Raw genomic sequence first — 16,824 nt, 5'->3', positions numbered from 1 at the left:
CTCCGGCCCCGCCCCTCCCCCGAACGCGCACCAGCGCCGATCGTGGAGTTGCGGCTCGGACAGACGGCCACACAAGCCGCGTCTCCGCGACCATAACTCCATGATCGGCGCTGGTACGGCGCCCGGCGCCCCGTGTCGGGCGTCAGGCGCCGGGTGTCAGTGCACCGGGGCGGACGCGAGGGCGGTCTCCGCCTCCTCCTCGGGCGTCTGCTGGCCGCCGGCGGGGCCGCCGCGCAGCGGGATCTCCTTCACGAACCAGGCCAGCACCGGCACCGCGACGGCGAAGAGGATGGCCCAGCCGAAGACCCCGGAGATGGAGTCCGCCAGGCTGGCGAGCAGCCCCTCCCGGATCGGCGCGGGCAGCGCCTTCAGCGCGTCCGGCTCCATCCCGGCGCCGCCGCTGCCGCCGCCGCTGAACTGGTTCGCGACCTGCTCGCCCAGCCGGCTCGCGAGCGAGTCGTGCAGCCGGTTCGCGAAGATCGCGCCGAAGAGCGAGATACCGAACGAGCCGCCGATCGACCGGAAGAAGGTGGCCGCGCCGCTCGCCGCGCCGAGGTCCTTCTGCTCGACGCTGTTCTGCGCGATCAGCATCGTGGTCTGCATCAGGAAGCCCATGCCGGCGCCGAGGACGACCATGTACGCGGACAGCTCCAGCTTGCTGGTGTGCACGTCGAGCAGCATCAGCAGGCCCATGCCCGCGGTCATCGCGACGCCACCGATGATCGGGAAGATCCGGTAGCGGCCGGTCTTGGTGATCGCCCGGCCGACCACGATCGAGACCACCAGCATGCCGAACATCAGCGGCAGCAGGAGCAGACCGCTGTTGGTCGCCGACGCGCCCTGCACGGTCTGCTGGAACAGCGGCAGGAAGTTCATCGCGCCGAACATGGCGAAGCCGAGCAGGAAGCCGATCACCGAGATCAGCGCGAAGTTGCGGTTGGCGAAGAGCGCGAGCGGGAGGATCGGCTCCGGCACCCGGCTCTCGACGAACCCGAAGATGACCAGGGTCACCACCGCGAGCGCGGCGAGGCCGAGAATCTGCGGCGAGCCCCAGTCGTACTCGTTGCCGCCCCAGGTGGTGATCAGCACGATCGCGGTGATGCCCACCGAGAGCAGGCCGGCGCCGATCCAGTCGATCCGGTGCTCGGTACGGTACTTCGGCAGGTGCATCGTGGTGATCAGCAGCAGCAGCGCGACGCCACCGAGCGGCAGGTTCACGTAGAACGCCCAGCGCCAGGAGAGGTTGTCGGTGATGAAGCCACCGACCAGTGGGCCGGCCACCATGGCGATCGCCATGATCCCGGCCATCATGCCCTGGTAGCGACCCCGCTCGCGGGGCGGGACCAGGTCACCGATGATCGCCATGACGCCCACCATCAGGCCGCCGGCGCCCAGACCCTGCACGGCCCGGAACCCGATCAGCTGCATCATGCCGTCCGCGGTGCCGCCGAACATGCTGGAGCCGGACATGCCGCAGAGCGCCGAACCAACCAGGAAGATGACGATCGAGGTCAGGAAGACCGCCTTGCGGCCGTAGAGGTCGCCGAGCTTGCCCCAGATCGGGGTCGAGACGGTGGTGCCCAGCACGTACGCGGTGACCACCCAGGTGAAGTGACTCAGACCGCCGAACTCGCCGACGATACGAGGTAGCGCGGTACTGACGATCATGTTGTCGAGCATCGCGAGCATCATCGCGATCATGAGGCCGGCTAGTACGACCCGGACGTTCGGTCGTACCGCAGCCGGCGGTGCGGTTGCGGTCATCGGTACGCTCCCCCAAAGCTTCGATCTACTTACTTGCCGCCCGGCTAGTATACTTACTAGCCGTACGGTAAGTTGGGGCAGGCCCTTCGTCAAGCCGGTTTCTTGGTTAGGTGGTAATGGTGAGCGAGAGCACAGGGAGCACGCGGTCGCGCATCCAGGCCGTGGCGCTTGAGCTCTTCACCGAGCAGGGTTACGAGAAGACCTCGCTACGCGAGATCGCCGAGCGACTCGGGGTGACCAAGGCGGCCCTCTACTACCACTTCAAGAGCAAGGAAGAGATCGTCAACAGCGTCGTCGAGGACCGGCTGGCCCGGCTCGACGCGATCATCGAGCGGGCGCACACCCGGCCGGACGACGCGGCCGGCCGGCACGCCATCATCGCCGAGTACGCCGACGAGTTCTTCCAGCACGGGCCGTCCGCGATGCGGTTCTTCGAGCAGAACCAGACGGCGTTCAAGCACCTCAGCGGCGGCCAGCAGATGCGCGAGCGGCTCTTCGCCATGATCGGGCTACTCTCCCGCGGCACCGACTCGCCGGCCGACCAACTGCGGGCGGCGCTGGCCCTCTTCTCGATCCACAGCAGCCTCTTCGCCGTACGCGGGCCGGAGCTCAGCAACGAGGAGCGCAAGCGGGTCGCGCTGGAGGTCGCCCACGAACTGCTCGACACGATCGACGGGAAGCCGCCCGCCGGGACGGACTGATCCCGGGGCCGACTCCGGCCGACGGGATCCCCGGACGGACTGATCCCGGAGCGGGCCCGCCCGCGTGCGGCCTGCCGCCGGGCCGCCCGCACGCGGTCGACCGGGCCGGCCTCCCCGGCCCCGCTCAGCCGCGCACCGCCGGCCCGCTCAGCCGCGTGCCGCGGGCACCTGCGCGGCGCGGGCGCCGCCCGGTTCGGGCGCCGGCTCGCGCGGGGTGCGTACCAGCGCGAAGACCAGGCCGGCGCCCAGCACCGCCGCCCCGCCGGCCACCAGGTAGCTGGTGTTCAGCGCGGTCGCCACGGACGTTCCCGGGCCGGTGACCCCGCCGGTGGCGAGGTTCGAGAAGACGGTACCGAGCACGGCCACCCCGATCGCCAGGCCCAGCTGCCGGGCCGAGTTCAGTGCCCCACCCGCCATGCCGGCCCGCTCGCGCGGCACCGCCGCCAGCACCGCCGAGGAGAGCGGCGGCAGCGAGAGGCCGGCGCCCAGCCCGATGCAGATCAGCCCCGGGATCAGGACGCCGGCGGTCGAACCGCTGCGCACCCGGGCCTGCAGCAGCGATCCCACGGCGATGAGGAGCAGCCCGAGCGTCACCGAGTAGCGCGGCGCGACCGCGTGCCCGAACCGCCCCATGACCAGCGGGACGACGAAGGAAACCAGGCTCATCGGCATGATCACCAGTCCGGTGGCGACCGGCCCGAGGCCGAGCCGGTTCTGCATCCACAGCGAGGCGTACGGGAACATCGCCCACGCCCCGAGGGAGAGCAGCGCGCCGCCGACGACCAGTCCGACGAAGGTACGGTGCCGGAAGAGCCCGAGGTCCAGCATCGGCTCGGCCGAGCGGCGCTCGACGGCGACGAAGCTCACGAGCGCGACGGCGGCCACCGCCAGGGGCCCCCACACCTGCGGCTCGGCCCAGGAGATCTCACCGCCCCGGATGAGCCCGTACGTCAACGCGCCGGCCGCCACCGTGAAGGTGGCCATGCCGGGCACGTCCAGCCGGCGGTAGCGGGAGCCGTGGTCCGGCGCGACGGTCCGCAGGGTGATCAGGATCGCCACGACCGCGACCGGCACGTTCACCGCGAAGATCCACTCCCAGCCGAAGTGCTCGGTGAGCAGCCCGCCGATGATCGGCCCCGCCGCGGCGGCGGCGCCGTTCACCGCACCCCAGACGCCGAACGCCACCGCCCGGTCCCGGCCCTGGTACGTCGTGCCGAGCAGCGCGAGCGTGGTGGCGAACATCGCGGCGGCGCCGACGCCCTGCAACACCCGGCCGGCGATCAGTAGCTGCGTCGACGGCGCCAGGGCGCAGCCGAGCGAGGCCGCCCCGAAGAGCGCGAGCCCGGCGGCGTAGACCCGGCGGTGCCCCAACCGGTCGGCGACCGTACCGGTACCGAGCAGCAGCGCGGCCAGCGTCAGTGCGTAGCTGTCCACCACCCACTGCAGCCCGCTGAACGACGTACCGAGTTCGCGCGCCATGTCCGGCAGCGCGACGTTGACGATGGTGACATCGATCAGGAGCATGAAGGCGCCCAGACCGACCGCGGCCAGCGGCCACCACTTGCGCATGAGACGTGCTCCCGGGATATGTATGCCCACCCTAACCGGAACGATCCGAATGATCCCTGGTCACCCGGCCGGTCGGGAAGAGCCGCCGCGCCGGTCCCGCCGCACCCCGCGGACCAGCCGGAGCGGCGCGGAACCGGTCACCGGCGGGACGGTCACTCGATGACGGCGATGAGATCCCCGTCCTGTACCACGTCGCCCTCGTTGACGGCCAGTTCCCGCACCACGCCATCGGACTCGGCCACGACGGGGATCTCCATCTTCATGGACTCGAGGATCACGAGCGTGTCCCCCTCGGAGACGGTGTCGCCCGCGGAGGCGACAACCTTCCAGACGTTCGCCACCATCTCGGCGCGAATCTCCTCGGCCATTCCGGCCCTCCCTCATCTGCGGAGCGTGTGTGCGAACGGTATCCAATCATGGGGCCGCTCGCGCGCGGACGACGACGCTCTCGTCCAGATGTCCCGGCGTCGTCCGGGCCCGCCCGGCGCGGCCCGGATGTGCCCGGCGTCGTCCAGTCGTACCGGTGGAGCGCGGCGGCCGGCACCGCATGGCCTAACATCAGCGGATCGGCTCCCCGGGGTGGCGGGCAGAAAAAGCGGAGAAGTGGAGGCCAGGATGGCGAAGAAGGCTCGGAAGAAGAAGGCGCGTCGCAAGAGCGCGGCGAACCACGGCAAGCGCCCCAACTCCTGACCGGGAGTTCCGCGCACACGAACCGGCCCTGGACCCGGGCGGCCTGAGCGGGCCGCCCCGGTCCAGGGCCGGTGTCGTTTTCTCGGTTGTCGTCGTCCCGGTGCGGTCGGCGGTTCGAGCCCGGTTCAGTCGGCGAGGTACTCGCGGGTCTCGGTCTCGAACACCAACTCGGCGAGCCGGGTGCGCAGCCGCTCGCGCAGGTCGGCCGGGGCCGTCTCGTTGCCGCAGCAGCGGGCCACGAGCGCCTTCACCTCCTGCTCGATGCCGTACTCGCGCAGGCAGGGGGAGCACTCGTCCAGGTGGTCCCGGATCACCGAGCGGCGCTCGTCGGCGCACTCGAGGTCGAGGTAGAGGTAGACCTCGGCCAGCACGTCGCGGCAGTCGGTCTCGTGCGGTTCACCGCAGCTCATCGGTCACACCTCCCGGGCGGCCGTGGCGGTCGGCTGCGCGGCCGAGATTCCGCGCTCGGCGGCGTAGCGCTCGAGCAGCTTGCGAAGGTTACGCCGGCCGCGGTGCAGCCGCGACATCACGGTACCGATCGGCGTGCCCATGATGTCGGCGACCTCCTTGTAGGAGAAGCCCTCGACGTCGGCCAGGTACACGGCGAGCCGGAAGTCCTCCGGCAGCTGCTGGAGGGCCTGCTTGACGTCGCTGTCCGGGAGCCGGTCGAGCGCCTCGGTCTCGGCCGAGCGCAGCCCGCTGGAGGTGTGCGACTCCGCCTCGGCCAGCTGCCAGTCGGTGATCTCCTCGGTCGGCGCCTGGATCGGCTGACGCTGCCGGCGCCGGTACGAGTTGATGTAGGTGTTGGTCAGGATGCGGTAGAGCCAGGCCTTGAGGTTCGTACCCTCTTCGAACTGGTGGAAGGCCGCAAAGGCCTTCAAAAAGGTCTCCTGGACCAGGTCCTCCGCGTCGGCGGGGTTGCGGGTCATCCGCAGCCCGGCCGCGTAGAGCTGGTCAACGAAGGGCAGCGCGTCGCGCTCGAACCGCGCGCGGCGCTCTTCCGTCGTCTCAGGTCGCGTCAACCGCAGGTCCCCTCGAATCGAATGCTGTTCCGCCGAGGATACGCGCAAATCGCCGACGGCACCTCGCATTCGGGTGCCTGTGCCGGTCCTCACCCCGGCCGGCTCGACCGGCGGCGGCGCCGCCTGCCACTCGGGGCCGTGCAGCAGTTCGACCAGCTGTCGCGCTTCCCGCTCGTCGCGTTCCGGGCTCCGTGTCTCGGTCGGCACCGGTCAACCCCCTCGCCATGGATAGCTTCCGGGGGGTGTAACGCCAGCGGCCGGGCCGGACATTCCGGGGTCTGGCCCCATCCCTGGCCCCGGCGGGGCGCACCGCCGCTGGGACCAGGAAGGGCCTGGGAGGATGACGCCGGGGTACCCCCGCGAACCGGTTCCGGTGCCCGGAGCGCCCGGCGTCATGAGTTGCAACGATCACCCATCCGCCGGGAAACGGCAGGCGCGGACCGGAGCCGAGGCCGGCGGGAAACCGCGGGCGACGCCGCCGGGCAGCAGCAGGAGCGGCCGGCGGAGCACAGCCGGCGGGGGTCAGCCGGCGGGGGTCAGCGGGCCCAGCCCCGCTCGCGGAGCCAGGCGACCGCCACGGCCGCCGTACCGGCGGGGTCGCGCCGCAGGTCGTGGCGCTCCCCGGGACGGGTCTCCACCCGTACGCCCGGTCCGGGGGCCGGCACGCCGAACGGGTCCCGGTCGCCGTTGACCACCAGCGTGGGCAGTCCGGTCGCCAACTCGTCCGCCCGGGACCGTTCCGGCCGCCCGGGCGGGTGCAGCGGAAACGCGAGCGCGACGACGCCGGCCGCGCCGAGCGCGACCGCGGTGCGGCAGGCCACCCGCGCGCCGCTGGACCGGCCGCCCACAACCAGCGCCGGGCCGGCCGGGTGGCGCTGGCGTACCGCGCCGACCACGGCCGACCAGGCCTCGTCGAGCTGACCCGCGGGCGCCGGGGCACGGCGGCCGGCCACCCGGTACGGCTGGGTGACCCGGACCACCCCGACGCCGGCGGCGACCGCCGCGTCCCGGAGGGCGACCAGGTCGGGCGCGTCCACGTCGCCGCCGGCGCCGTGGCCGAGCACGAGCAGGCTCGCCGGGTCACCCTCCGGCAGGTCGAGGTCGACCCGCGCCGGGCCCCGGGGAGTCTGGATTTCTTCGGTACGCCGCACCGGGCCATTCTGCCGGGCCGACCCGCCCGGATCGGCTCAGCTCAGCGGCACCAGCGTGAGCAGACGGTCGCGTACCGGCGGGCCGGGATCGTCGACGGCGTCGGGATCGGGCTGCCCCTGACCGCGCCACGCGACGAGCATCGCCCGGCGCTCCCGGGGCGTCGTCCCGCCCCAGACACCGTGGCAGTCGCCGACCGTCAGCGCCCAGGCCAGGCACGAGCCCTGCACGTCGCAGGTGCGGCAGAGCGCCACCGCCGCGTCGGCCGGCTCGCTCGGCGCCGGGAAGAACGTCTCCGGATCCACGCTCTGGCACGCACCTCTGGTACGCCAGGCTTCGTCGAAGGTCTGTTCCCGCAGCGCCCGGAGCAACCTCGGGTCCCGGCGCGCCGCGTCGACCTCATGCGGGCGTGGCATCCGCGCCCGTGTCATTCACCCACCTCCCCCGTGGGACCGGCATGTTCGAGGGGGGACGCGATCCGCCCGGTGCGAATCGACGCCTACTGCCGGCGCTGTGTTCTATCGCACTCGTCCGGGGGGAGACAAGGGGTTGCCGAGAAGCTGAAAAAAGACTGGGCGACGTTTCACCCACAACCCTGGCAAATCAGCGCACGACAATATGCTGAGCGACCGCGCAGAGCGTCGGCATCGATCCGGTCGGGATCGGTCGGAGGCGCGCTAAAAGAGCGTCAGATCGACCGGCTCGCTCTCCGGTACCGCCGGGACGGGGACGCGCTCGATCAGACCCGGGCCGTCGTTGCGTACGTCGCCGACCTCCGGTCCCACCGGCCGGATCTCGATACGGGCCAGCCACTCCGGCCCGGCCGGGGCGAGCAGTTCCGCCGGTTCGCCGCCGCCGGCCAACCACGCCGACCAGCGCTCCGGCGGCAGCAGCAGCGGCATCCGCTCGTGCACCTCGGCCAGCTCGCCAAGGGCCGCGGTGGTCACCACGCTGCACGTGAGCAGCGAGTCGCCGCCGTCCCCGCGCGAATCGCCGCCGCCGCGCGAGCCGCCGCCGCGCCAGCGCGACCAGATGCCGGCGAAGGCGAGGACTTCCCCGTCCCGCGGGGTCATGAAGTAGGGCTGCTTGACGCCGTCGCGCCGGACCCACTCGTACCAGCCGTCGGCCGGGACCAGGCAGCGGCGCTTGGCGAACGCGGAGGCGTACGCCCGGCTGGTGGCGACGGTCTCGGCCCGCGCGTTGATCATGCGGGCGGCGCCACGGGTGTCCTTCGCCCAGCTCGGTACGAAACCCCAGCGCGCCAGCGAGAGCAGGCGCCGGGCGTCGGGCTCGTCGTCGCGGCGCACCACCGGCACGGCGTCGGTGGGCGCGACGTTGTAGTCGGCGGCGAGCCGGTCACCGGTCTCGTCGTACGACTCGAAGACGGCGGCCAGGTCGGCCGCCGGCCGCGTGGTCGCGTACCTCCCGCACATGGCCACACGCTAGCGCTCGCACGATCATTTCGCCGTCCCGGCGCACCAGAGCGAGCTTTCAGCGATCTTCCCGACGAACCGGGCGCGCGGACACGAACCTCCCCGCCGTCCCGGTCTACGGGAGGAGGGGACGGCGATCACCGCCCGCCAGCGGAGCACGGCAGAATGTACGGGTGCCGAACCTGACCGCGACCCGCCCACCCCGTCCCTGGGCCGCACCGCGCGCCACCGAGCCGGTCACCTCGGCCCTGCGCCTGCCCGGCTCGAAGTCGATGACGGCGCGGGCGCTGGTGCTCAGCGCTCTCGCGGACGGCCCCTCGACCCTGCTGCGACCGCTGCGCGCCCGCGACACCGAGCTGATGGCCGGCGGCCTGCGCGCGCTCGGCGCGCACGTCTCCAACTCCGACGACGAGCGCTGGGTGCTGCGGCCGCACCCGCTGCACGGGCCCGCGCAGATCGACGTCGGCCAGGCCGGCACCATCATGCGCTTCCTGCCCCCGCTGGCCGGGCTCGCCGACGCGCCGGTCAGCTTCGACGGGGACCCGAGCGTCCGGTCCCGCCCGCTCGGGCCGCTGGTCGGGGCGCTGCGCTCGCTCGGCGTACGCATCGAGGCGGCCCCCGGCGACGGCCTGCCGCTGACCGTGCACGGCGCGGGCGGCATCGGCGGCGGCGAGGTGGTCATCGACGCCTCCGCCTCCAGCCAGTTCGTATCGGGGCTGCTGCTCGCCGCCCCCGGCTTCGCCCGGGGCGCCACGATCCGCCACGTCGGCCCGCCGGTCCCCTCCGCGCCGCACCTGCGGATGACCGTACAGATGCTGCGGGCCGCCGGCGCCGCGGTCGACGACACGGTCCCGGACGTCTGGGCGGTGGCACCGGGGCGGCTCTCCGGTCGCGGCTGGGAGATCGAACCCGACCTCTCCGGCGCGGTGCCGTTCTTCGCGGCGGCGCTGGTCACCGGGGGGTCGGTGACGCTGCTCGGCTGGCCGCGACGCAGCCTCCAGCCGGTGGAGACCCTGCGTACGCTGCTGCGGCAGCTCGGCGGCGAGGTGACCCAGGACACCGACGGGCTGACCGTGCGGGGCACCGGCACCGTGCACGGCGTCGACGCGGACCTCTCCGATGTGAGCGAGCTGACGCCGGTGGTGGCGGCCCTGGCGGCACTGGCCGACGGGCCGTCGCGGCTGCGCGGGGTGGGGCACATCCGTGGGCACGAGACCGACCGGCTGGCCGCGCTCGCCCACGAGCTGACCGGGCTCGGCGCCGAGGTCGACGAGGCGCCGGACGGGCTGTCGATCCGCCCCCGGCCGCTGCACGGCGGGACGTTCCGGACCTACGACGACCACCGGATGGCCCACGCGGCGGCGGTGCTCGGGCTGACGGTGCCCGGCATCCAGCTGACCGACGTGGGGTGTACCGCCAAGACCCTGCCCGAGTTCCCGGCACTATGGTCAGCGATGGTGAGCGGCGAGAGCTGAGCGGCGGAGGAGAGGGGAAGGCCCTGGCGGCGGGAAAACGGCGCGAGTACGACGAGGAGGACGTCCGCGTCCGGCCCGGCCGTTCCTCGCGCCCGCGTACCCGTACCCGGCCCCGCCACTCCGACGCGGTCGAGGGGTTCGTGGTCGCCGTCGACCGGGGCCGCTACACCTGCGTGCGCGACGACCACGAGGGCGCCGGGCCCCCGCGTACGGTGACCGCGATGCGCGCCCGCGAGCTGGGCCGCAAGTCGGTGGTGGTGGGCGACCGGGTGAGCCTGGTCGGCGACGTCAGCGGCGCGCCCGGCGCGCTGGCCCGGATCGTCCGGATCTCGGAGCGCAGCTCGGTGCTGCGCCGTACCGCCGACGACGACGAGACCACCGCCGAGGGGCGGCTCGAACGGGTCGTGGTGGCCAACGCCGACCAGTTGGTGATCGTCAGCTCGCTGGCCGACCCGCCGCCGCGTACCGGCTTCATCGACCGGTGCCTCGTGGCGGCGTACGACGCCGAGATCGAGCCGCTGCTCTGCCTCACCAAGGCCGACCTCGCCGCGCCGGACGCCGTCCTGGGCTACTACGCCGAGCTGGACCTGCCGTACGTGCTGGTCCGCCCCGACTCCGACCTCACCGAGCCGCGGCGGCTGCTCGCCGGGCACGTGTCGGTGCTGGTCGGGCACTCCGGCGTGGGCAAGTCGACGCTGGTGAACCGGCTGGTGCCGGAGGCGGAGCGGGCGGTCGGTACGGTCAGCGCGATCGGGCGTGGCCGGCACACCTCGACCAGCGCGGTGGCGCTGCGCCTGCCGCCGGTGCCGGACGTCGAGGGCGACCCCGGTTGGATCGTCGACACCCCCGGGGTACGCAGCTTCGGGCTCGCCCACGTCTCGGCCGAGAGCCTGCTGCACGGCTTCCCCGACCTGATCGAGGGGTCGCTGGAGTGCCCGGCCAACTGCGAGCACACCGCGAACGAGCTGGACTGCCGGCTGGACGCCTGGGTCGCCGCCGGGCACGCCGACGAGCGGCGGCTGGCCTCGTACCGGAGGTTGCTCGCCTCCCGGGCCGGCGACACCGACCCGCCACCGGCGGCTTCCCCGTCGATCTAGGGCAAATCCCCGTGGTTTGATCTCCAATCACCCCGATTTGCCCTAGATCGACGCGTCTGGTCAGTCGGCGTACTCCACCGGGCCGCCGATCCGCCAGTAGACGCCGTCCTCGCGCGCCATCAGCGCCTCGTCCACCAGGTAGCGGCGCAGCGCGGCGTGGTCGTCGTGCCAGGCGCGCAGCACCGCGTCCACCTCCCGCTCCGGGTAGCGCACGCCCGGCTCGAACGCCGCCGCCAGGTGTTCGAGCAGGATCCGGCGCTTGCCGCGGGACGCCGGAAGCTGGGTGATCCGGCCGTCGGCGAGGAACGCGCGCAGCACGGCGGCCCGTCCGGGGTCCGGGTCGAGGTCGGCATCGGGCTTCGGGTCGGGGGCGTGCTCGCGTACCGCGGTCTTGAATGCCTCGGTCCGCGCGGCCAGCCGGCCGCCGTCGGCGGTGACCAGGCCCCCGGATTCCAGCCGGCGGATCGCGGCGGCGGCGCGGCGCGGATCCAACCCCGCGCGACGGGCCGCCTCGGTGGGCGTGTCGGCACCCAGCACGATCGCGGCGAAGACGGACAGCCGGTCCGGCTCGGCGAGCAGGCCGACGAGAGTCTCGGGCGTCATGCCGCAGGACCCTACGCGTGTCGCCGGGAATCATCAGCTACGTTTCCGGCCATGACGGGCTACGCCGACGACCTCTCCCTCGCCCACGTGCTGGCCGACACCGCGGACTCGATCTCGATGGCCCGGTTCCGCGCCATCGACCTGCACGTCGAGTCGAAACCGGACCTCACACCGGTCTCCGACGCGGACACCGCCGTGGAGAAGGCCATCCGCTCCACGCTGGGCCGCAGCCGTCCCCGGGACGCGGTGCTCGGCGAGGAGTTCGGCGCGTCGGAGGCGCCGGCCGGGCCGGGCAGCCGCCGCTGGGTGATCGATCCGATCGACGGTACGAAGAACTTCGTCCGGGGCGTACCGGTCTGGGGCACCCTGATCGCGCTGCTGGAGGGGGACCGGCCGGTGGTCGGGCTGGTCTCCGCGCCGGCGCTGGGCCGCCGCTGGTGGGCAGCGACGGGCCACGGGGCGTACGCGGGCCGGCATCCCGCCGCGGCCAGCCCGATCAAGGTCTCCGGGGTACGGCGGCTCGCCGACGCCAGCTTCAGCTACAGCGACCTGATGAGCTGGGAGAAGCGCGGGCGCCTCGACGGAATGCTGGACATCATGCGGCAGAGCTGGCGCAACCGCGCCTACGGCGACTTCTACGGCTACATGCTGGTGGCCGAGGGCGCGGTGGACGCGATGGTGGAGCCGGAACTCTCCCTCTGGGACGTCGCCGCGCTCATCCCGATCGTCACCGAGGCCGGCGGTACCTTCACCGACCTCTCCGGCGCACCCGCGCCGGGCGACGGCAGCGCCGTGGCCAGCAACGGCAGGCTGCACGAAGATCTGTTGCAACGGCTTCGTTGACCCGCCGCGCGGAACGCGCGACCAACCTCTATCCTCGCCAGGTGTCCTCTGGCGGATGGTGGTTCCTGGCGGCGATGATCGTCGCGTACGGGGTCGCCAACCTGCTCCAGTCGATCGCCGCGGCGCGGACCACCGTGCACCACACCTTCGATCCGGGGCTGCTGCTGCGGCTGGCCGGCCACCGCACCTACCTGGTCGGACTGGGCTGCCAGATGCTCGGCTTCGTGCTCGCCTTCCTGGCCCGGCGGGACCTGCCGCTCTTCCTGGTCCAGGCGAGCGTGGCCGCCGGCCTGGGGGTGACCGCCCTGCTGGGCGTGCTGGTGCTCAAGTGGCGGCTGCCGGCCGCCGAGGTGGCCCTGCTGGTCCTGCTCTTCGTCGGGATCACCGCGCTGGTCGTGGCCGCCCGGCCGGCGCCGTCGCGGCAGCTCGGTTTCGCCGGGCTGATCGCGCTGGTCGTCACGCTCGCGGTGATCGCCGTGCTCGGCGTCTTCGCGGTACGCCTGCACGGCTCGCCCGGCTCGGTCGCGCTCGGTTCGCTCGCCGGCATGGCCTTCTCGGCCGCCGCGGTCGCCGCCCGGCCACTCGCCTCGGTCGGCTCGGTCGAGGGCTGCTTCCGCAGCCCGCTGCTCTACCTGCTGGTCGCCCACTCCGTGGTCGGTCAGCTGCTGCTCGGGCTCGCCATGCAGCGCGGCTCCACCACGGCCGCCGTCGCCGCCATGGACGCGGCCGGCGCGATACCGGCCGCGGTGGTCGGGTTGACGCTGCTCAACGACAAGATCTGGCCGGGCCGGGAGTGGCTGGCCACGCTCGGGTTCGCCATCACGCTGGCGGCCGTGATCGGGCTGACCCGGTACGCCGAGCCCCAGCACCACCACGCCGTACCGAGATCGCGGCTGACCTCCTCGTCGATCTAGGGCAAATCCCCGTGATTGGAGATCAAACCACGAGGATTTGCCCTAGATCGACGAGGTCGGGCGCGCGCGGTGGCGGTCAGGCGACCACGACGGGGCGGCGCCGCTCGACCACGCGCTCGTAGAGCCGCTCCAGCGCGCCGGCGGTACGGTCCCAGGTGAAGCTGCACCGCACCCGGTCCACCGCGGCGTGCCCGTACGCGAACCGCTCGGCGTCGTCGGAGAGCAGCCGGCGCAGGCGTATTCCCAGGTCCCGCGCGTCGCCCGGCTTGACCAGGTGCCCGGTGACCTCGTCCACGACGGTGTCGGCGATCCCGCCGAGGGCGTACCCGACCACGGGCACCCCGCAGGCCATCGCCTCCATCGGCACCCGCCCGGCCGAGGCGTACCGGGCGGTGCAGGCCACCACGTCCGCCGAGCGGTACCAGCTGGGCATCTGCTCGTGCGGGACGCCGCCGACGAGGCGTACCTGGTCACCGACGCCGCTGCGGTCGGCCAGCTCGCGCAGCCGGCGCGCCTCGGCGTCGCCCGCGAGCGAGTCCTCCGGCGGGCCGCCGGCGATCACCAGCTCGGCGTCGCCGACCAGCCGCAGCGCGAGGATCAGGTCCTCCTGCCCGTGCCCGGGGCCGAGCCCGCCGGCCGACAGGATCCGCGCCTGCCGGTCGCGCGGCGCCGCCTCGCCGTCCGGGTGGAACCGTTCCGTGTCGACGCCGCCGGGCACCATCGTCACCGCCGCCCGCCGCAAACCCATCCGGGTCAGCTCGTCCACCTCGTCGGTGCACTGGGCGACCGCCATGTCGACGGCCCGGGTCAGCGCGCGTTCCAGCGGGACGCGCTGCTCCGGGCCGGGGTACTCGTCGCCGAGGTGGCGCAGCTGCTCGGCGCCGAGGGAGTGGAAGGTCTGCACGACCGGGATGGCGGTCTCGCGTACCGCGCTCGCCGCCGCGAGCCCACCGATCCAGAAGTGCCCGTGCACCACGTCCGGGCGCCAGTCGCCGGACCAGTCGTCCAGCAGCCAGCGGCTGAACTCCGGTACGAGGGCAACCAGCTCGCCGGTCGAGGTGCGCGCGGGCGGCCCCACCGGCGCGCGGATGACCCGATAGCCGTCCCGCTGCTCGGCCGGCAGCCGGTCCGGGTCGTCCAGGCGCTGGTAGACGCGCACGTCGTGCCCCCGGACGGCCAGTTCGGCGGCGATCCGGGCGACGTGCTGATGCGTACCGGCGGTCTGTTCCGGCGCGGGGCCGGGCGGCCCGGCGTGTGCGCAGACCAGGCCGACACGCATATTCACCTCCGCGTAGAACGCACCAATGGCTTCCGATCAGAGGCTCCCATTAACCGGCCCATCCCGAGCCGAAACGTGCCAACTCAGCCAGCGCCGCCGCGACGCCCGGCGCCGCCCCGACCTCGGGCGCCCCGCCAGGCCCGTCGTCCCCGACGCGCGCGGCGCGCCTCACCCGTCCCGCCGGGCACGGAATCCCCTGGTACGCCTCGCGTCCCGCCCGCCGCGTCGACCTACTCTTCGTCCGGCCAGTGGCCCCGGTTGATCGGGATGCGATGCCTGGCCCGGCAGGGCAGGTCGTTGCCGCACCGGCAGATCCGCCGCCACTTCCACCAGGACCAGACCGGGCGGTGGCGGCGGGCGAGGGTCAGCGCGGCGGCGAACAGGTACTCGTCGTACGACACCCGCCTCCCCGGTTGCCCGCGCCCGGCCACGGATCAGGCCGCCCGGCAGGGGCAGTCGCAGCGCCAGTCGCGCAGGTACGCGTACGGCCCGCCGCCGTCGCGCTCGATGCAGTGGTGCGGCCCCCGACCGCTGGCGGCGCACCGTACGCAGATGTCCCGGAGGCCCATCGGGAGCCCGGGTACCGGGGACCGGCCGGCGGGCAGAACGCGAGCGGCTGGCGGCGGCCAGGGCTCGGGCGCGACGGCTGAGCAGCTCACGGTCGGTCTCCTTTCGACGTATCGGCAGGTCCGGCCCCGGAGACGGCTGTCACGGAGCCGGACCGCCCTCTGGCGCGATCGCGTTCGTTGCCAACCGAACGCGAGCGCTAACCAAGGGTAGATGTGTACGAGCATGTACGTCCAGAGACGTATCTAAAGAACTGCCATCATGCATGGTCGAATAGCGTCCACTCATGATCGATCCAGACGGTCCCGTCCCGGTCTACCAACAGGTCGCGGACATCCTGGCCGCCCGCATCGCGAACGGAGACCTCGCTCCACACCGGCCGATCCCCAGCGAGACCGCGCTCGTCCAGGAATTCGGCATCGCTCGCGGCACGGCCCGGCGCGCCGTCGCGCTGCTCCGAGAGCGCGGACTGGTGTACACGGTGCCGCAACGCGGGACCTACGTGGGCCAGCCGAAATAGCCCACGGGTCAACCGCAGAGCGAAGGGCCGCGCCGATGAGCGGCGCGGCCCTTCCCCGTTGCGTGGCCCTACCAGGGCCTGGTGCTCACGTAGCTGTTGTGGCCGCCGAAGACGATCGGGTCGCTGGCGCAGCCGCCGAGGTTGGCGTTGCTGGCCGCGTCGTGTCCCCAGAGCCGGACCCGGACGGGGTTGATGCTTCCCTGGGCGTCCTCGTTCCAGCGGTCGTTGTTGTACGTGGTGGTGCCGACCTGGTTGTTGTCGAAGAGCCCGTCGGTGCCGCACGCCTCGTCGTCGAACCGCCAGTCGCTGAAGATCGCGTACGCGCCCGTCTTCCAGAACTTGTTCGAGTCGACCGTCGTGTCGTCCGCCCGGTTGCGGGTGCGGATCGGATCGCCGGAGATCAACTCGAAGCGGTTGTCGACGACGCGGGTACCGGTGGCGAGGTTGGCGGCGTAGACGCCGTGGATCGAACCGGGACTGTCGGTGTTCTCCAGGTTCTGGAAGAGGTTGTCCTGCACCGTCAGGCCCGTCGTGTAGGTCGCGTGGACGCCGCCGTAGCCGGTGCCCGGGCCGCTCTGGAACTTGCTGCCGAGGCGCCGGAACGTGTTGCCCGTCACGGTCAGCCCGACGAGTCGGTTGCCCGAGCTGCCGGCGGCGCGGATCCCGCCGTTGCGGCAGTTCTGAAAGACGTACCCGGTGACCGTGACGTCGTCTGCGGTGACGGTCATGCCGTACTCGGTGTTGGTGTTGCCGTCGTCGAAGGTGGCGCAGTCGACGGTCACCGCCGCCGCGCCGACCGGGCCGAACGTGATCCGCCCGCCCGGCGGGGACCAGGTCACCCGCATCGGCCCGTACGTGCCGCCCGCCAGCAGTACGCTCGCCCGCCGCACCCCCCGGGCGCGCAGGATCTCCTGTGCCGCCTCGACGGAGGCGACCGCGCGTTCGGGCGCGAGGCCGGTACGGGCTCCGGCGGTGACGGCCCGGCTCGGATCGACGTACACGGTCAGCTCGCCGACGGGTCCGGCGGCGGCGGGGACCGCCGGTAGCGCGACCGCGAGCGCGAGGCAGGCCGCTCCGGCGGCCACCGGTGCTGTTCCGGGCATGGCTCAACTCCCTTGATCGTCGGATCGCCGGTCACCGGACCGACCAGGCGATGATTTCTGTCGATTTCCCACCGAGAAACCGATCCACCGCCGCC

Annotated in this window: 19 protein-coding genes; 6 read left to right on the top strand and 13 right to left on the bottom strand. The window is 72.9% G+C overall.

Annotated features, from left to right (window positions below):
- Positions 1 to 156: 156 nt before the first annotated feature.
- The gene (locus tag AB0J86_RS24590) at positions 157 to 1,764 is read right to left on the bottom strand and encodes an MDR family MFS transporter (protein WP_363859951.1); all 1,608 of its coding nucleotides are present in this window, start codon (positions 1,762 to 1,764) and stop codon (positions 157 to 159) included.
- Between the two features lie 116 nt (positions 1,765 to 1,880).
- Between AB0J86_RS24590 and AB0J86_RS24585 the strand changes: the two genes are divergently transcribed.
- Positions 1,881 to 2,465 (top strand): TetR/AcrR family transcriptional regulator, encoded by a 585-nt coding sequence (locus AB0J86_RS24585; RefSeq protein WP_363859950.1) that lies wholly within the window; start codon positions 1,881 to 1,883, stop codon positions 2,463 to 2,465.
- Positions 2,466 to 2,612: 147 nt separating this feature from the next.
- Here AB0J86_RS24585 and AB0J86_RS24580 read toward each other — a convergent pair whose 3' ends face one another.
- The 7 genes from AB0J86_RS24580 to AB0J86_RS24550 all read right to left on the bottom strand — a co-directional run bounded on the left by AB0J86_RS24580 (position 2,613) and on the right by AB0J86_RS24550 (position 8,328).
- Positions 2,613 to 4,034 (bottom strand): MFS transporter, encoded by a 1,422-nt coding sequence (locus AB0J86_RS24580; RefSeq protein ID WP_363859949.1) that lies wholly within the window; start codon positions 4,032 to 4,034, stop codon positions 2,613 to 2,615.
- A gap of 152 nt (positions 4,035 to 4,186) precedes the next feature.
- Entirely contained in the window at positions 4,187 to 4,402 is a 216-nt protein-coding gene (locus AB0J86_RS24575) for a biotin/lipoyl-binding carrier protein (protein WP_363859948.1), read from the bottom strand.
- Positions 4,403 to 4,849: 447 nt separating this feature from the next.
- Positions 4,850 to 5,134, bottom strand: a complete 285-nt coding sequence (gene rsrA, locus AB0J86_RS24570) for a mycothiol system anti-sigma-R factor (RefSeq protein WP_363859947.1) — start codon at positions 5,132 to 5,134, stop codon at positions 4,850 to 4,852.
- 3 nt (positions 5,135 to 5,137) lie between these two features.
- Positions 5,138 to 5,953, bottom strand: coding sequence for a sigma-70 family RNA polymerase sigma factor (locus AB0J86_RS24565; protein ID WP_363859946.1), 816 nt, complete (start codon positions 5,951 to 5,953; stop codon positions 5,138 to 5,140).
- Positions 5,954 to 6,282: 329 nt separating this feature from the next.
- Positions 6,283 to 6,897: an alpha/beta family hydrolase gene (locus AB0J86_RS24560; RefSeq protein WP_363859945.1), complete on the bottom strand. Its 615-nt coding sequence runs from the start codon at positions 6,895 to 6,897 to the stop codon at positions 6,283 to 6,285.
- A gap of 36 nt (positions 6,898 to 6,933) precedes the next feature.
- A complete protein-coding gene (locus AB0J86_RS24555) occupies positions 6,934 to 7,326 on the bottom strand; it encodes a WhiB family transcriptional regulator (RefSeq protein WP_363859944.1) in 393 nt (130 codons plus the stop codon).
- Between the two features lie 246 nt (positions 7,327 to 7,572).
- Positions 7,573 to 8,328 carry an SOS response-associated peptidase gene (locus tag AB0J86_RS24550; protein ID WP_363859943.1) on the bottom strand — a complete coding sequence of 252 codons (756 nt, stop codon included), beginning with the start codon at positions 8,326 to 8,328 and terminating at the stop codon, positions 7,573 to 7,575.
- A gap of 173 nt (positions 8,329 to 8,501) precedes the next feature.
- Here AB0J86_RS24550 and aroA point away from each other — a divergent pair, with 173 nt between their 5' ends.
- Both aroA and rsgA read left to right on the top strand, forming a co-directional pair.
- Positions 8,502 to 9,803, top strand: a complete 1,302-nt coding sequence (gene aroA, locus AB0J86_RS24545) for a 3-phosphoshikimate 1-carboxyvinyltransferase (RefSeq protein ID WP_363859942.1) — start codon at positions 8,502 to 8,504, stop codon at positions 9,801 to 9,803.
- A complete protein-coding gene (rsgA, locus tag AB0J86_RS24540; RefSeq protein ID WP_363859941.1) occupies positions 9,773 to 10,900 on the top strand; it encodes a ribosome small subunit-dependent GTPase A in 1,128 nt (375 codons plus the stop codon). The genes aroA and rsgA overlap by 31 nt, the downstream gene beginning before the upstream one ends.
- 60 nt (positions 10,901 to 10,960) lie before the next feature.
- Here rsgA and AB0J86_RS24535 read toward each other — a convergent pair whose 3' ends face one another.
- Complete coding sequence (locus AB0J86_RS24535; RefSeq protein ID WP_363859940.1) at positions 10,961 to 11,503, bottom strand: DUF2087 domain-containing protein; 543 nt, start codon at positions 11,501 to 11,503, stop codon at positions 10,961 to 10,963.
- Between the two features lie 51 nt (positions 11,504 to 11,554).
- Here AB0J86_RS24535 and hisN point away from each other — a divergent pair, with 51 nt between their 5' ends.
- Together hisN and AB0J86_RS24525 are read left to right on the top strand one after the other, a co-directional pair.
- Positions 11,555 to 12,346 carry a histidinol-phosphatase gene (hisN, locus tag AB0J86_RS24530; protein ID WP_363859939.1) on the top strand — a complete coding sequence of 264 codons (792 nt, stop codon included), beginning with the start codon at positions 11,555 to 11,557 and terminating at the stop codon, positions 12,344 to 12,346.
- A 74-nt stretch (positions 12,347 to 12,420) separates the two neighbouring features.
- Entirely contained in the window at positions 12,421 to 13,260 is an 840-nt protein-coding gene (locus tag AB0J86_RS24525) for a hypothetical protein (RefSeq protein WP_363860012.1), read from the top strand.
- 76 nt (positions 13,261 to 13,336) lie between these two features.
- On the opposite strand, the gene AB0J86_RS24520 is transcribed toward AB0J86_RS24525, so the two are convergent.
- From AB0J86_RS24520 to AB0J86_RS24510, 3 genes are all read right to left on the bottom strand, one after another.
- Entirely contained in the window at positions 13,337 to 14,539 is a 1,203-nt protein-coding gene (locus AB0J86_RS24520; protein ID WP_363859938.1) for a glycosyltransferase, read from the bottom strand.
- A 230-nt stretch (positions 14,540 to 14,769) separates the two neighbouring features.
- Complete coding sequence (locus AB0J86_RS24515; RefSeq protein ID WP_363859937.1) at positions 14,770 to 14,940, bottom strand: hypothetical protein; 171 nt, start codon at positions 14,938 to 14,940, stop codon at positions 14,770 to 14,772.
- A 33-nt stretch (positions 14,941 to 14,973) separates the two neighbouring features.
- Positions 14,974 to 15,108, bottom strand: a complete 135-nt coding sequence (locus AB0J86_RS24510) for a hypothetical protein (RefSeq protein WP_363859936.1) — start codon at positions 15,106 to 15,108, stop codon at positions 14,974 to 14,976.
- A gap of 284 nt (positions 15,109 to 15,392) precedes the next feature.
- Between AB0J86_RS24510 and AB0J86_RS24505 the strand changes: the two genes are divergently transcribed.
- Positions 15,393 to 15,626, top strand: coding sequence for a winged helix-turn-helix domain-containing protein (locus AB0J86_RS24505; protein WP_363859935.1), 234 nt, complete (start codon positions 15,393 to 15,395; stop codon positions 15,624 to 15,626).
- 68 nt (positions 15,627 to 15,694) lie between these two features.
- On the opposite strand, the gene AB0J86_RS24500 is transcribed toward AB0J86_RS24505, so the two are convergent.
- Entirely contained in the window at positions 15,695 to 16,729 is a 1,035-nt protein-coding gene (locus AB0J86_RS24500; protein WP_363859934.1) for a right-handed parallel beta-helix repeat-containing protein, read from the bottom strand.
- Positions 16,730 to 16,824: the final 95 nt, after the last annotated feature.

It is taken from the genome of Micromonospora sp. NPDC049559 (assembly GCF_040676675.1).
In the GTDB taxonomy this organism is placed as follows: Bacteria; Actinomycetota; Actinomycetes; order Mycobacteriales; family Micromonosporaceae; genus JBFAPK01.
Note: the sequence above shows the minus strand (reverse complement) of the source record. Positions and strands in the feature narration are given on the sequence as shown.

Excerpts from the sequence above, each read along its gene's own strand:
- AB0J86_RS24590 (WP_363859951.1), bottom strand. The coding sequence starts at position 1,764 with ATGACCGCAACCGCACCGCCGGCTGCGGTACGACCGAACGTCCGGGTC.
- AB0J86_RS24585 (WP_363859950.1), top strand. The coding sequence starts at position 1,881 with ATGGTGAGCGAGAGCACAGGGAGCACGCGGTCGCGCATCCAGGCCGTG.
- AB0J86_RS24580 (WP_363859949.1), bottom strand. The coding sequence starts at position 4,034 with ATGCGCAAGTGGTGGCCGCTGGCCGCGGTCGGTCTGGGCGCCTTCATG.
- AB0J86_RS24575 (WP_363859948.1), bottom strand. The coding sequence starts at position 4,402 with ATGGCCGAGGAGATTCGCGCCGAGATGGTGGCGAACGTCTGGAAGGTT.
- rsrA (WP_363859947.1), bottom strand. The coding sequence starts at position 5,134 with ATGAGCTGCGGTGAACCGCACGAGACCGACTGCCGCGACGTGCTGGCC.
- AB0J86_RS24555 (WP_363859944.1), bottom strand. The coding sequence starts at position 7,326 with ATGACACGGGCGCGGATGCCACGCCCGCATGAGGTCGACGCGGCGCGC.
- AB0J86_RS24550 (WP_363859943.1), bottom strand. The coding sequence starts at position 8,328 with ATGTGCGGGAGGTACGCGACCACGCGGCCGGCGGCCGACCTGGCCGCC.
- rsgA (WP_363859941.1), top strand. The coding sequence starts at position 9,773 with ATGGTCAGCGATGGTGAGCGGCGAGAGCTGAGCGGCGGAGGAGAGGGG.
- AB0J86_RS24535 (WP_363859940.1), bottom strand. The coding sequence starts at position 11,503 with ATGACGCCCGAGACTCTCGTCGGCCTGCTCGCCGAGCCGGACCGGCTG.
- hisN (WP_363859939.1), top strand. The coding sequence starts at position 11,555 with ATGACGGGCTACGCCGACGACCTCTCCCTCGCCCACGTGCTGGCCGAC.
- AB0J86_RS24525 (WP_363860012.1), top strand. The coding sequence starts at position 12,421 with ATGATCGTCGCGTACGGGGTCGCCAACCTGCTCCAGTCGATCGCCGCG.
- AB0J86_RS24520 (WP_363859938.1), bottom strand. The coding sequence starts at position 14,539 with ATGCGTGTCGGCCTGGTCTGCGCACACGCCGGGCCGCCCGGCCCCGCG.
- AB0J86_RS24510 (WP_363859936.1), bottom strand. The coding sequence starts at position 15,108 with ATGGGCCTCCGGGACATCTGCGTACGGTGCGCCGCCAGCGGTCGGGGG.
- AB0J86_RS24505 (WP_363859935.1), top strand. The coding sequence starts at position 15,393 with ATGATCGATCCAGACGGTCCCGTCCCGGTCTACCAACAGGTCGCGGAC.
- AB0J86_RS24500 (WP_363859934.1), bottom strand. The coding sequence starts at position 16,729 with ATGCCCGGAACAGCACCGGTGGCCGCCGGAGCGGCCTGCCTCGCGCTC.